Annotated in this window: 15 protein-coding genes and 1 pseudogene; 10 read left to right on the forward strand and 6 right to left on the reverse strand. The window is 62.6% G+C overall.

From position 1 onward, the window contains the following. Nucleotides 1-4: 4 nt before the first annotated feature. The 4 genes and pseudogenes from P9217_RS21200 to P9217_RS21215 all read right to left on the reverse strand — a co-directional run bounded on the left by P9217_RS21200 (nucleotide 5) and on the right by P9217_RS21215 (nucleotide 2,775). On the reverse strand, nucleotides 5-586 hold the full coding sequence (locus P9217_RS21200; RefSeq protein WP_127240419.1) for a demethoxyubiquinone hydroxylase family protein: 582 nt from the start codon (nucleotides 584-586) through the stop codon (nucleotides 5-7). Between the two features lie 118 nt (nucleotides 587-704). Continuing rightward, nucleotides 705-821, reverse strand: a pseudogene (locus P9217_RS30450) (glutathione S-transferase N-terminal domain-containing protein); the annotation flags it as partial. A gap of 1 nt (nucleotide 822) precedes the next feature. Further along, nucleotides 823-1,560, reverse strand: a complete 738-nt coding sequence (locus P9217_RS21210; RefSeq protein ID WP_067328299.1) for a hypothetical protein — start codon at nucleotides 1,558-1,560, stop codon at nucleotides 823-825. A 3-nt stretch (nucleotides 1,561-1,563) separates the two neighbouring features. Further along, nucleotides 1,564-2,775, reverse strand: a complete 1,212-nt coding sequence (locus P9217_RS21215; RefSeq protein ID WP_067328302.1) for an NADP-dependent isocitrate dehydrogenase — start codon at nucleotides 2,773-2,775, stop codon at nucleotides 1,564-1,566. Nucleotides 2,776-2,978: 203 nt separating this feature from the next. On the opposite strand from P9217_RS21215, the gene P9217_RS21220 reads away from it, so the two are divergent. From P9217_RS21220 to P9217_RS21255, 8 genes are all read left to right on the forward strand, one after another. Further along, nucleotides 2,979-3,818 carry an RNA methyltransferase gene (locus P9217_RS21220; protein ID WP_278087460.1) on the forward strand — a complete coding sequence of 280 codons (840 nt, stop codon included), beginning with the start codon at nucleotides 2,979-2,981 and terminating at the stop codon, nucleotides 3,816-3,818. A gap of 79 nt (nucleotides 3,819-3,897) precedes the next feature. Beyond that, a complete protein-coding gene (locus P9217_RS21225; RefSeq protein WP_278087461.1) occupies nucleotides 3,898-4,332 on the forward strand; it encodes a DUF805 domain-containing protein in 435 nt (144 codons plus the stop codon). A gap of 285 nt (nucleotides 4,333-4,617) precedes the next feature. Next, nucleotides 4,618-5,418 (forward strand): glutamate racemase, encoded by an 801-nt coding sequence (murI, locus tag P9217_RS21230; RefSeq protein ID WP_067328310.1) that lies wholly within the window; start codon nucleotides 4,618-4,620, stop codon nucleotides 5,416-5,418. A gap of 60 nt (nucleotides 5,419-5,478) precedes the next feature. Continuing rightward, the gene (locus P9217_RS21235) at nucleotides 5,479-5,661 is read left to right on the forward strand and encodes a DUF3008 family protein (protein WP_066995133.1); all 183 of its coding nucleotides are present in this window, start codon (nucleotides 5,479-5,481) and stop codon (nucleotides 5,659-5,661) included. Between the two features lie 407 nt (nucleotides 5,662-6,068). After that, complete coding sequence (gene rpsD / locus P9217_RS21240) at nucleotides 6,069-6,686, forward strand: 30S ribosomal protein S4 (protein ID WP_066995136.1); 618 nt, start codon at nucleotides 6,069-6,071, stop codon at nucleotides 6,684-6,686. Nucleotides 6,687-6,873: 187 nt separating this feature from the next. Then, nucleotides 6,874-7,770: a tRNA 2-thiocytidine(32) synthetase TtcA gene (ttcA, locus tag P9217_RS21245; protein ID WP_066995139.1), complete on the forward strand. Its 897-nt coding sequence runs from the start codon at nucleotides 6,874-6,876 to the stop codon at nucleotides 7,768-7,770. Next, nucleotides 7,760-8,587: an inositol monophosphatase family protein gene (locus P9217_RS21250; protein ID WP_095829969.1), complete on the forward strand. Its 828-nt coding sequence runs from the start codon at nucleotides 7,760-7,762 to the stop codon at nucleotides 8,585-8,587. Before ttcA ends, P9217_RS21250 begins: the two co-directional genes overlap by 11 nt. Nucleotides 8,588-8,665: 78 nt before the next feature. Next, complete coding sequence (locus tag P9217_RS21255; RefSeq protein WP_278087462.1) at nucleotides 8,666-9,076, forward strand: hypothetical protein; 411 nt, start codon at nucleotides 8,666-8,668, stop codon at nucleotides 9,074-9,076. Between the two features lie 23 nt (nucleotides 9,077-9,099). Here P9217_RS21255 and P9217_RS21260 read toward each other — a convergent pair whose 3' ends face one another. Together P9217_RS21260 and grxD are read right to left on the reverse strand one after the other, a co-directional pair. After that, complete coding sequence (locus P9217_RS21260; protein ID WP_278087613.1) at nucleotides 9,100-10,299, reverse strand: multidrug effflux MFS transporter; 1,200 nt, start codon at nucleotides 10,297-10,299, stop codon at nucleotides 9,100-9,102. 192 nt (nucleotides 10,300-10,491) lie between these two features. Beyond that, nucleotides 10,492-10,827, reverse strand: coding sequence for a Grx4 family monothiol glutaredoxin (gene grxD / locus P9217_RS21265; protein ID WP_066995148.1), 336 nt, complete (start codon nucleotides 10,825-10,827; stop codon nucleotides 10,492-10,494). 292 nt (nucleotides 10,828-11,119) lie between these two features. Here grxD and P9217_RS21270 point away from each other — a divergent pair, with 292 nt between their 5' ends. Next, complete coding sequence (locus tag P9217_RS21270; protein WP_127241474.1) at nucleotides 11,120-12,241, forward strand: multicopper oxidase domain-containing protein; 1,122 nt, start codon at nucleotides 11,120-11,122, stop codon at nucleotides 12,239-12,241. Further along, a complete protein-coding gene (locus P9217_RS21275; RefSeq protein WP_278054236.1) occupies nucleotides 12,238-13,437 on the forward strand; it encodes a ZIP family metal transporter in 1,200 nt (399 codons plus the stop codon). The genes P9217_RS21270 and P9217_RS21275 overlap by 4 nt, the downstream gene beginning before the upstream one ends. Nucleotides 13,438-13,447: the final 10 nt, after the last annotated feature.

Genomic DNA, 13,447 nt, shown 5'->3' on the forward strand with positions numbered 1-13,447 from the left:
TGTGTCAGGAAGGCTTTGCCGCTTTCAGGGCGCGCGCCATTCTGACAGAGTCGCCCCAGGTGGACAGCCAGATGAGGCAATCCGTGGCGACGGCGATCGCCCCGCGCAGGAGGAGAAGCAGCGGGCCTGGTGCCAGCAGATGCTCCTCGGCGTGACGCAGATGGGCCAGCTCTTCCTCGCGGATCGACAGGATGATGGCGTGCAGTCCGGGATCGCGCCCGGCTAGATAGTAGAGCTGGTCGTCAAGATGGCGGTGCACGGTCGCTTCGACAGCGGCGGTGCATGCCCAGATGCCTTGTGGGCCGAGCAGGGCGGTGAGAAAGCCCAACAGCCAGCCGCCCCAGCTCCAGAACTGCATGACGCGACATGGACGCGAGTTTCGCATTGGCATGGCGGCACGGAAGAAGGCGCAATGCTGGCGCTCGTGTCCAAGCATCTCCGACAAAGACGGCACGCAATCGCGCCAAAAGTGCCGGGCGACAAAGATTTGCGCTGAATAGATCCTGATCGCTCCAAACTCGCCTGCGTGGTTGACCCGGACTATCCTGGCTGTGGTCAGCGCTTCGCGACCGGAAAGCTCATGCATTGGAGAAGCTTGCCCGCCTGACGATGCGATCCCACCGGTCCTGCAAGTCTGGAAAGCGGGCAAGCAGCTTTCGCCCTTCGGCGACCTTGAGGAAATAGCCGATAATTGACGCCCTTTCGGCCGTGAAGATGTCGAGAGGGACGAGCTCGTAGTCGACGCCCTTTTGATTGAGCGCCATTCGCGCGATGCGGACATAGACGCTGTAGTGGGCGCCGTAGAGAAGAGGCTTTGCCACTTCATTCCTCTTTGGCTTGGCTGTCCCGTATCCAGACGCGCAGCGTGCCGGTGGTCTGAAAGCCGCAGTCCAGTGCGTCATCCAGCCCGCCGCCGCGTTCATACCCGACCAGCGCGCGACTTTCAGCAAACGTATTGGCTGCGGCTTGCACAGCATCTCGATAGGTCGAATTGCCATCCGTGGCAAAGACATTTGACAACCCGATCACGAGCTCGGATCTATTGGCTATGCAGCCGGCGGTGAAGCCGTCGGCCGTCCGTCGGCCAAGGATGGCGATGGCAGGGTCGGCCAGAACTGCGGTCGGAAAGACACGGCCGCTGGAGGAACCTGCGCCATCCGTCCAGGCAAGTTCCCACATCTCCAAGCTGGCTGCGTCCCCAACACGTTCCCAACCGGAGGGGGTCGTCGTTGGACGCCTTAGGTCCATCCAGATCCAGCTTGCTTCGAAGAGTTGGCTGAACCCGAGCGGTCGGAGATCCAGACGGCAGAAGCAATCCTTGACCGAAAAGCTGGTGGCAAGAACAGATGTCAGTCTGGCTATTTCTGCAAGTTGGATCGGTATGGCATCGGCATCCAAAGTGGCGGCATTGGGGTAGTAAGGAGGTGCTTGCTCATCGCTGGACCAGACGGAGCGGCTCCTCCGGCCGCTTAGCCCGTGCACCTTGAAAATAGCCTGGCAGAGGTCGGCATTGTTGCCAGCGCAAAGGCGGACCCTTTCGCTGGCAACAAGGCTCGGCACTTCTTACCCCATCGCCTTCTGCAGGTTCTCGTCGATCTTGTCGAGAAAGCCGGTGGTCGACAGCCAGGGCTGGTCGGGGCCGATCAGCAGCGACAGGTCCTTGGTCATGAAGCCGCCCTCGACGGTCTGGATGCAGACCTTTTCCAGCGTCTCGGCAAAGCGCTTGAGCTCGGCATTGCCGTCGAGCTTGGCGCGGTGGGCCAAGCCACGCGTCCAGGCGAAGATCGAGGCGATCGAGTTGGTCGAGGTTTCCTCGCCCTTCTGATGCTGGCGGTAGTGGCGGGTGACGGTGCCGTGGGCGGCTTCCGCTTCCACGGTCTTGCCGTCCGGCGTCATCAGCACCGAGGTCATCAGGCCGAGCGAGCCGAAGCCCTGCGCCACGGTGTCGGATTGCACGTCGCCGTCATAATTCTTGCAGGCCCAGACATAGCCGCCCGACCATTTCAGGCTGGAGGCGACCATGTCGTCGATCAGGCGGTGCTCGTACCAGAGTTTTCTCGCCTTGAACTCGGCCTCGAATTCCTTCTCGTAGACCTCCTGGAAGATGTCCTTGAAGCGCCCGTCATAGGCTTTGAGAATGGTATTCTTGGTCGAGAGATAGACCGGGAAGTTGCGCAGCAGGCCATAGTTCAGCGAGGCGCGAGCGAATTCGCGGATCGACTCGTCGAGATTGTACATGGCCATGGCGACGCCGGCGCCCGGCGCATCGAAGACGTCATGCTCGATCATCTGGCCGTCCTCGCCGACGAATTTGATTGTCAGCTTCCCCTTGCCCGGGAAGCGGAAGTCGGTGGCGCGGTATTGGTCGCCGAAGGCGTGACGGCCGACGACGATCGGCTTGGTCCAGCCGGGCACCAGGCGCGGCACGTTCTTCATGATGATCGGCTCGCGAAAGATGGTGCCGCCGAGGATGTTGCGGATGGTGCCGTTGGGCGACTTCCACATTTTCTTCAGCTTGAATTCCTCGACGCGCTGCTCGTCGGGCGTGATCGTCGCGCATTTCACGCCGACGCCGTATTTCTTGATGGCGTTGGCCGAGTCGACGGTCACCTGGTCATTGGTGGCGTCCCGGTTCTCGATCCCTAGATCGAAATAGTCCAGCTTGATGTCGAGATAGGGGTGGATCAGCTTGTCCTTGATGAACTGCCAGATGATGCGGGTCATCTCGTCGCCGTCGAGCTCGACGACCGGGTTCGCCACCTTGATCTTCGCCATGGAAAAATGCCTCGTTGCTGGGGATCTGAACGGCCTTGCCCGTGGCTTCGGCCGAGGTTGGGCAGCGTATATCAAAGCCTTTTTGAGCGCGCAAACCGCGATCAGCCGATCGCAGACCGGTGTCGCGCTTGTGAATGCTTCATTTTCAGGCCCGGTTGTGGCAGGGGACGCCGAAACGCCGCAAACCTCATGTACGGAGAGCCATGCCAGCCGCAAACGACACCGCCAAGACCGCCGGACCGGCGATCATCCTTGTCGAGCCGCAACTCGGCGAGAATATCGGCATGGTCGCGCGCGCCATGGCGAATTTCGGCCTTTCTGAGCTGCGCCTGGTCAATCCGCGCGACGGCTGGCCGAGCGAGAAGGCGCGCGCCGCCGCCAGCCGCGCCGACCACGTCATCGATGCGACAACGGTGTTCGACGACCTTGCCTCGGCAGTGGCCGACCTCAACTTCGTCTTCGCCACCACCGCCCGCGAGCGTGACGGCTTCAAGCCGGTGCGCGGTCCGGTGGATGCGGGCAGGGCGCTCCGGGCCCGCGAGCAGGCGGGGCTGCGCACCGGAATTCTGTTCGGCCGTGAACGTTTTGGCCTCTACAATGAAGAGGTTGGTCTGACTGACGAGATCGTCACCTTTCCCGTCGATCCCGGCTTCTCCTCGCTCAACATCGCACAGGCCGTGCTTTTGATGTCCTATGAATGGATGAAATCCGGCCTTGCCGAAGAGACCGAGACCAACTTCGCCGGACCGGAGCTCGTTCCGGCGACCAAGGAACAGCTGCACAGCCTGTTCACCTATCTCGAAGGCGCTCTCGAGGCGCGCGGCTATTTCCGCCCGGAAGAGAAGAGGCCTAAGATGGTCGACAATCTGCGCGCCGTGCTGACGCGGGCGGGATTCGCCGAGCCCGAGTTGAAGGTGCTGCGCGGCATCATCTCGTCGCTCGACAGGTTCTCGCCGGCAATGCCGCGCGGCGACGGCTCACCGGGGGATGATCCGAGGCGGGCGCCGGCTACGCGCAAACGAACAACGGACAAAGAAAGTTAAAATCCGTAAGCTCCGAACCTTCAAGGTAACCGAATATTATGCGGTTTGGTTCATCGTTCTCGAAACGATGGGGCAGCAGATGTTTACGTCCAATATTGGCCGTCTGCATTTCTTCTTCTATTCGCTAGGTCTGTTCATAGCGGAAGCGGTAGCGATCGTGCTCTGCATTGCCGCAACGACCGGCTTCGCGGGATTGATCAATTCGATGCCGGGTCCGTCGCGGCAAAGCCTGGCCGGCGCCGCGCTTGTTGTGTCGCTCGTCTTCGTCGCGCTGCGCGGCAACATCGCATGGCGCCGCAGCCGCGATGCCGATGGTTCAGGCTGGATCCTCTGGTCCTATATCGTCTTTTCCGGCATCTATGGCTTGCTGCAGGCGGGCACGCTTCTGGTCATCGATTTCGGCAATCCTGAGAGCGCGCCCGGTGGCCTGAACCTGCTCGGCCTTGCCATATCGGCCTCTGGTGCACGATCCTGTGGGCAAAGCCTGTGGCCGGCAGCAACATCGATGAGCTGACCGAGGCTTTCGACTTTGAAGGCTCGTTGCCGGCGGAGGCGCGCCCCGCGAGGGCGACAGCGAGCGTCGCTCCAGCTGCGCCACGGACTGCTGCGCAACCCGCGCGTCCGGCGCCGGCGCCGGCGCCGCAGCCGTTTGGCCGGGCGCGACCCGCCGGCTTCGGCAAGCGGGGGCTCTGAGTTGCGCAAAAGCTGCTGGCATCTGCCACTTCAAGACCATGATCGTTCAGGATAGAAGCGCGGTTGGCCAAATCTCGGGTCAGCTTCTTCCTGTAGTCGGATGACAATGAACGATCGATCAAACCAGCGTCCGATCCTGATGTTCGATTCCGGTGTCGGCGGACTGACGGTGCTGCGCGAGGCGCGCGTCCTGATGCCGGATCGGCGCTTCGTCTATGTCGCCGACGACGCGGCTTTTCCTTACGGCGCATGGGAAGAGCCGGCGCTCAAGGAGCACATACTCGCCCTGTTCGGCAAATTGCTCGACCGTCTGCAGCCGGCGATCTCAGTGATCGCCTGCAACACCGCCTCGACCCTGGTGATCGATGCGCTGCGGGAAAAATTTCCCGGTCATCTGTTTGTCGGAACGGTGCCCGCGATCAAGCCGGCGGCCGAGCGCACGCGGTCCGGCCTGGTTTCGGTGCTGGCGACCCCGGGCACGGTTAAGCGTCAGTACACGCGTGACCTGATCAGCAAATGGGCGCAGAAATGCCATGTCCGGCTCGTCGGCAGCGACAGGCTTGCCGCATTGGCCGAGATCTATATGCGCGAAGGTTTTGTCGACGAGGAAGCCGTGCGCGCCGAGATCGCGCCCTGCTTCATCGAGCACGACGGGCAGCGCACCGACATCGTCGTGCTCGCCTGCACGCATTATCCGTTCCTGGCCAACCGCATGCGCAAGACCGCTCCGTGGCCGGTCGACTGGATCGATCCGGCGGAAGCCATTGCCCGGCGCGCCATGTCGCTGCTGCAGCCTATCGGCGAACCGTCGGGCGAGACCGAGCCCGATATCGCCCTCTTCACCTCTGGTAAGGTGGATTTCGCCACGCGCAGGCTCATCCAGGGCTTTGGGCTGACCTCGCGCTAGCTGGAACTGCGATAGCGCCGCAGCGTTTCTCTTCCCACTACCGCACAGGGGAGAAATCGCATGCCAGCCAAATCGCAAGCCCAACAGAAGGCAGCCGGCGCAGCCCTTTCGGCCAAGCGCGGCGAGACCAAGAAAACCGAGCTTAAGGGTGCTTCGCGCGAGATGTACGAGTCCATGAGCGAGAAGCAACTCGAGGAGTTCGCCGAGACCAAACGCAAGGGACTGCCTAGCAAGAAGTCATGAACTCCTGCCTGGCTCTCAAGTTGGTGCCTGGATAGGAAACCGCGGCATGCCATGACGTGGCGGATCTGCTTTCGGCCATGCCAGTGCCTTCGCCGGGCTGCGGCTTTCTGACGGCAGAATAGTGGAGCCGGTGCGTCGCCGATCACGAGCTTGACACCGGTTAAATCTCTGTTTAACAGGGCCACCAACACCGGGCGGCGACGTCCGGTGGTTTGTTTTGCATGGGCAAGACCTCACCGGAAGCCAGTCTGTCGGCGGTCTTGTTCGAACTGACGTGTCCCGTGGGTTTTCCGTCGCGTTGCGTGGGAAAACCCTGTCAGGCCTCGAAAACGGAGGCCAGAGGAGGGCGCGTTTCCTTCACCCGGAGCCATGGGGCCCCGGGTCATATCGTTTTGAAAGGGAATGCGATGAGCAAGCGCGAATCCGCGAAATACAAGATCGACCGCCGTCTCGGCGAAAATATCTGGGGCCGTCCGAAGTCCCCGGTCAACAAGCGCGAATACGGCCCCGGACAGCATGGCCAGCGCCGCAAGGGCAAGCTTTCCGACTTCGGCCTGCAGCTGCGCGCCAAGCAGAAGCTCAAGGGCCACTATGGCGACGTTTCGGAAAAGCAGTTCCGCAAGGTCTATGAGGAAGCCAACCGCCGCAAGGGCGACACCTCCGAGAACCTGATCGGCCTGCTCGAGTCGCGTCTCGACGCGATCGTCTATCGCGCCAAGTTCGTGCCGACCATCTTCGCGGCCCGCCAGTTCGTCAACCACGGCCACGTCAACGTCAACGGCAAGCGCACCAATATCGGTTCGTACCGCTGCAAGCCGGGCGACGTCATCGAGGTGCGCGAGAAGTCGAAGCAGCTCGTCATCGTGCTGGAATCGGTAGGCTTGGCCGAGCGTGACGTGCCGGACTATATCGAGGCCGACCACAACAAGATGACCGCGACCTACAACCGCGTTCCCGGCCTGGCGGATGTTCCGTTCGCCGTCCAGATGGAACCGAACCTGGTCGTCGAATTCTATTCGCGCTGATCCGACCAATCGGCGACACCCATCCAAGGCCGCCCTCGAGGCGGCCTTTTCTTTGTTTGTCGCGTCGGCCACGGCGGCAATTCCACCCTGGTCATTTTTTTAGCCGCAATTCCGCGACGGCTAGTGATTCCACTTGGCTGCAAAATGCTCTAAGCGAAGCGGCAACAGAACCGTGGGCACCTGCGCCATGAATATGCTGCCAAACGTCAAATCGCTTGAGCCGATCGCCGACGAGCCGGAAGGCGGATTCCATCCGCTGTTCCGCGACGTGCCATCCTCGGTCGAGTTCAACAAACTGCGCAAGCGGCTGCTGCGGCTCACGCGCCAAGCGATCGAAGACTTCGCCATGGTGAAACCCGGCGAGCGCTGGCTGGTGGCGCTCTCCGGCGGCAAGGATTCTTATGGCCTGCTTGCCTTGCTGCTCGATCTCAAATGGCGCGGGCTGCTGCCGGTCGAGCTGCTTGCCTGCAATCTCGACCAAGGTCAGCCGAATTTCCCGAAGCACATCCTGCCGGACTATCTCGGCGCCAACGGCATTGCGCATCGCATCGAGTACCAGGACACCTATTCGGTGGTCACCGACAAGCTGCCCGAAGGCAGCACCTATTGCTCGCTCTGCTCGCGGCTGAGGCGCGGCCATCTCTATCGCATCGCGCGCGAGGAGGGTTGCACCGCGCTGGTGCTCGGCCACCACCGTGAGGACATCCTCGAAACCTTCTTCATGAACCTGTTCCATGGCGGGCGTCTCGCCGCCATGCCGCCGAAGCTTCTCAATGACGAGGGCGACGTCATGGTTCTGCGCCCGCTCGCCTATTGCGCCGAGGCGGATCTCGAGAAATTCGCCAGTGCAATGAAGTTCCCAATCATCCCGTGCGATCTCTGCGGCAGCCAGGAAGGGCTGCAGCGCAACGCCATGAAGGCGATGCTCGACGATATCGAGAAGCGTATGCCTGGCCGCAAGGACACGATGATCCGCGCGATGACCAATGTGCGACCCTCGCATCTGCTCGACCGAAAACTGTTCGACTTCGCCGCGCTCGATGTGCGCCTTACCATGGGAAAAGACATTTCCGATGACGTTTGACATGCAAGCGATCGACTGGCTGGCCGAGCTTCTAGCTGACGCAGCCAGGGCCGAAATCATGCCGCGCTTTCGCCGGTTGGGCGAGGGCGATATTCGCCAGAAGACGTCCGCCGCCGATCTAGTTACGGAGGCGGACGTCAACGCCGAAAGGCTGATCACTGCCAGGCTGCGCGAGCGTTACCCTACAGCGATGATCGTCGGCGAGGAGACCTGCTCCGACAATCCGGCCTTGCTCAAAGGGCTCGGCGATGCCGCGCTGGCCTTCGTCATCGATCCGGTCGACGGCACCTTCAACTTCGCCTCCGGCGTGCCGCTGTTCGGCGTCATGCTCGGCGTCGTGGTCAACGGCGAGACGGTTGCCGGCATCATCCACGACCCGATCGGGAAGGACTGGCTGATCGGCGCCAGGGGGGCGGGCAGCCATATCCGCCACGCACATGGCGCGCTGGACAGGGTGCGGGTCGCCGAGCCGGTGCCGATCTCCGAGATGACCGGCGCGATCTCGTGGCAGTATCTGAAGGAACCGGAGCGCTCGCGGCTCGCTCGCAACCACACAAAGGCGCTGTCGCAGTTCGGCTATCGTTGCGCCGCGCACGAATACCGGCTGCTGGCGAGCGGCCATGCGCATTTCGTCGTCTACAACAAGCTGATGCCGTGGGACCATCTGGCCGGCGTGCTGATCCATCAGGAGGCCGGTGGTTATGCGGCGCGGATCGACGGCGATGCCTATCTGCCGTCGCATGTCGACGGCGGGTTGTTGGTTGCGCCAGACAAGGATAGCTGGAACGAACTGCGGCGCGAGCTCTGGGCGGAATAGGATCGATTGCGCTGACGAGGGCCAGCCCGTCGGCTGGAAGGTGTCGATCTACACCCTCACGCAAATCCGGAGATGTGAATGAGCACCCGGTCCGCGATGGTCGCTCTGGCTCTCGCCCTCGCCGTGACGATCACGGGTGCTGACGAAGCAGCGGCACGGGAGCGCGCCTGCGGCAGTCGCGATCCCGTAAACTCCATAGCGGAAATGTCGGCTGCCATTTACGCCTGCTGGCGGCCGCCTCACGGAACTGCCGGCCTGTCCTTGACCCTGCGGTTCTCGCTCCGCCGAGACGGAACGCTCATTGGCAAGCCGCGCGCGACCTTCTCCGTACTCGGATCGAACGATGCATTGAACAGAGCCTTCGTTGCCTCAGTCCTCGAGGCTCTCGATAAGGCCCTGCCGTTACCCTTTACCGAGAGCATGGGCGAGGCGATCGCAGGGCGCATACTTTCGCCCCGCTTCACGGTTGCGCTTGAACGAAAATCCTGAGCGGGTGGCCGTAGGCGAGGGTCTCACACCGGCGGATTGTGGGGCTGGAACAGCCTTCCGCGCTCGGCGATCAGGATCATCAGCAGGGCGGCGAGGGAAACGCTGCAGAAGCCGGCGGCCAATGGCGTGACCGTGCCGTTATAGGCCTGGCCTATCAGCGTTCCGAGCAGGCCGCCGAGAAAGGTCTGCATGAAGCCGAGGATGGAGGACGCCGTGCCGGCAAGCTCGCCGAGCGGCTCCATCGCAAGCGCGTTGAAATTCGCGCCGAGACAGCCAAATGGAACCATCGCGCCGGCAAAGAAGGCGATGAACAGCCAGAGCGGCATCTCGATCTCGAGCGAGACGACGAGCCAGACCAGGCTGATGGCGAGGAAGAGCAGCAGCGCGCTCTGCGACAGGCGCCGCATGCCGACCTTGCCGACGAGCCGCGCGTTGAGGAAGTTCGAGAAGGCGAGCACGCCCGCGACGCCGGCGAAGATCAGCGGAAACAGCTCGCCGACATGGAAGACTTCGAGATAGATCTGCTGCGCGGAATTGATGAAGCCGAACATGGCGCCGAAGATGAAGGTGCTGGCAAAGGCATAGCAAAGCGCGATGCGGTTGGTGAGCACGATGCGGAAGCCGCCGACGACGGCGTTGACGGTTAAGGGCCGCCGGTATTCCGGATGCAGCGTCTCCGGCAAGCGCAACAGCGACCATGCCGACACGATGAGCGCGCCGACGGCCATGGTGACGAAGATCCAGTGCCAGGTGGCGAAAAGCATGATGAACTGGCCGACGCCGGGCGCGACGACCGGTATCGCCATGAACACCATGAAGATCAGAGACATGACCTCGGCCATGCGGCGGCCCTCGAAGGTGTCGCGCACGATGGAGACAGCGATGACGCGGGTGGCCGCCGCGCCGATGCCTTGCACGACACGGCAGGCGAGCAGGGTGGCAAAGGTCGGAGCAACAGCAGCGGCCGCTACCGCCGCCACATAGATGATCAGGCCGGCGACCAGCGGCGCACGGCGGCCGAAACGATCGGAAACCGGACCGAAGAAGAGCTGACCGGTGCCGAAGCCAAGAATGTAGGCTGTGATCACATACTGGCGGTGGTTTTCATTCTCGACGCCGAGCGAGGCGCCGATCTGCTGCAGTGCCGGCAGCATGATGTCGATGGCGAGCGAATTGAGCGCCATCAGCGCCGCGCAGAGCGCAATGAATTCCCAGCGCGGAATGGGTAAGCTTTTTGCCGACTGCTGCGCTAGTGCCTGATTGTCCACGGCAAAATCCGATCAATCAAACGAACACGCGCCGGTCGACCGGCGCATCAATTCGTCTCGTTCTCGAGTTCGAAAGCCAAAGTGCCGAGGTGGGGCGGCCCCGGATGTCACGGCGCAGCCGGCTGGGCCGGCCAGCGCGAGCTCAAATTAGGCGGCGCCTTTGACGCTGACGCCTTTTTCGACCAGGAAATCCTGCAGCTCGCCGGCCTGGAACATCTCGCGCACGATGTCGCAACCGCCGACGAACTCGCCCTTGACGTAGAGCTGCGGAATGGTCGGCCAGTTGGAATAGTCCTTGATGCCCTGGCGCAGCTCGGCCGAGGTCAGCACGTTCACGCCTTTGTAGTCGACCCCGACATAGTCGAGGATCTGCACCACCTGGCCGGAGAACCCGCACTGCGGGAAGCCGGGGGTGCCCTTCATGAAGAGCACGACGTCGTTGCTCTTCACTTCGCTGTCGATGTAGTCGTTGATGCCGCTCATGGGGAATCCTTTCACGCCTGTGGGAGTCAGGCTCGAAGCATGTCCATCAAATAAACCCATAGGTTGGCTGAAACAAGACGTTAGCCGCGACGCACCCGAAATGGCGCAAAGCTTTGGTCCGCCATTGGGCCAAATCCGCCAGCCGGAACTCTTCCCACAAGCGGGCCGGCAGGCCGGTTCTCTTGTCTCGGTGCCGCTGACGGTTTCCCAGGTGCGCACGCGCCAGAATTATAGCTATAGCTAAATCTTGAAGCATGCGCTATCCTTGCCAGTGCCTTGGAGGAACGCGGATATGCGCGAAACGAAATCGCTGCTGGAACAAAAGCTCGATCGAAGGCTGCTTCTGGCCGGTGGCCTGGCGGCCGGCGGCACGGCGGTGATGGCGACCGCGGCGCGCGGGCAGACCGACCACGCCGGTCACGGAACGCCAGGGGCGGCCGAACCGCAGCCGGCGCACCTGTCCGCGCATGGGGCGATGATCACCGTCGGCGAGGTCGATGATAGCCGCAACGGATTCGATCCAGTGAAGCTGCTGAGCGACTGGGAGACCGGGACGGTGTCGACGCTGTCGGACGGGCGGACACTGCGCAGCTTCGAGGTCACGGCCGAGGACAAGGAGATCGAGATCGCGCCCGGCATCCTGTTCCCCGCCTGGACCTATAATGGCCGCGTGCCGGGGCCGTCGCTGCGGGCGACCGAAGGCGATCGCTTGAAGATCGTCTTCCGCAACAACGGCTCGCATCCGCATTCCATGCATTTCCACGGCATTCACGCAGCCCGGATGGACGGCGTTCCCGGCGCCGGTCTGATCGGGCCGGGCGAGGAGTTCGTCTACGAGTTCGATGCCAGGCCGTTCGGCTGCCACCTCTATCATTGCCATGCGCTGCCGCTGAAGCGGCACATCCAGAAAGGTATGTACGGCGCCTTCATCATCGATCCCGATCCCGCCAGGCATCCGGAGCACGAGGCGGTCGCCCGCTCGCGCCTGCTCGGCACGCCGGAGAATGCCGGCTGGCAGGAATTCGTAATGGTGATGAACGCCTTCGACACCAATTTCGACAACGAGAACGAGGTCTATGCCGTCAACACCGTCGCCCATGCCTACGCGAAGAAGCCGATACGGGTGCTGAAGGACAAGCCTGTCCGGATCTATCTCGTGAACGTGGTCGAGTTCGACCCGATCAACTCCTTCCATCTGCATGCCAATTTCTTCGACTACTACAATCAGGGCACGACGCTGACGCCGACACTCAGGACCGTCGATCTGATCACCCAGTGCCAGGCCGAGCGCGGTATCCTCGAGTTCCATTTCAGGGAGCACGAGCCAGGCCTCTACATGTTCCATCCCCACCAGTCGGAGTTTACCGAACTCGGCTGGTCGGGCATGTTCGACGTCGTGGAGGCCTTGTCGTGACCGATGTCAGTAGCACCTCCCGGGATACACAGGCCGGTCGGCCGCGCTGGCTCTCTCTGCTCTGGATAGTACTGCCGCTCGCCGTACTCGGGCTCGCGGTTGCGTGGATGGTCTCTTCCGACCCGTTGGCCAGCTTTCGCAACGGCGCGCCGCCGGTCGAGAACCTGACCTTCGAGCGGACAATTATCGGAAACGACGGCATTCGAATCCTCGTGCGGGCCGGTGGGTCGGAACCGATGACGATCGCACAGGTCCAGGTCGACGACGCTTACTGGCAGTTCACGCAGGATCCGCCGGGGCCGATCCCGCGCGGCGCAACGGCATGGATCAGCCTGCCATACCCCTGGGTGCTGGGGGAGGCGCATGCGATCAATGTCGTAACCAGTACCGGGACAACATTCGGGCACGATATCGCCGTCGCCGTACCCACACCGACGCGCAGTTCACCTAGCTTTGCCGCGCAAGCGGTGCTGGGCGGCTTTGTCGGCATCCTGCCCGTGGCGATCGGCCTGATGTTCTATCCGGCACTACGCGGGGTCGGGCGGAACGGCATGGATTTTCTCCTGTCGATGACCGTCGGTCTGCTCGCCTTCCTTTTCGTCGACACGCTCGAGGACGCGTTCGAACTGGCCGGCGAAGCAGCCGCCCTGTTCCAGGGATCGACCATGATCGTACTCGCAGCCACCGCCAGTTTCCTTCTGCTCATGGCGGCAGGCCGGCGCAGCGGGACACCGACCGGGCTGGCGCTTGCCACCTTCATCGCACTCGGCATCGGCCTGCACAATCTCGGCGAAGGGCTGGCGATCGGCGCCGCCTTCGTCTCGGGCGCAGCCGGGCTCGGCACGTTCCTGGTGCTTGGCTTCACCTTGCACAACATCACCGAAGGCATCGCCATCGCCGCCCCGATCCTGAAGCAGCAACCGCCGCTCAGGACCTTCGCCATGTTGACGCTGCTCGCGGGAGGTCCAGCCGTCGTCGGCCTATGGATCGGCAGCCTCGCCTATGCGCCACAATGGTCGGCGCTGGCGCTGGCGATCGGCGCCGGAGCGATCCTGCAAGTGATCGTCGAGATGGTTTCGCTGCAGCTTCGCCAGCGCCCCGATGGCTCGCGCGCCTTGCTCGCACCGGCTGCGATGGCCGGGCTGACAGCCGGGGTCGGCTTCATGTACCTCACGGCGATGCTGGTAAAGATCTGAACAACCGCGG

Source organism: Mesorhizobium sp. WSM4989 (genome assembly GCF_029625795.1).
Classification (GTDB): domain Bacteria; phylum Pseudomonadota; class Alphaproteobacteria; order Rhizobiales; family Rhizobiaceae; genus Mesorhizobium.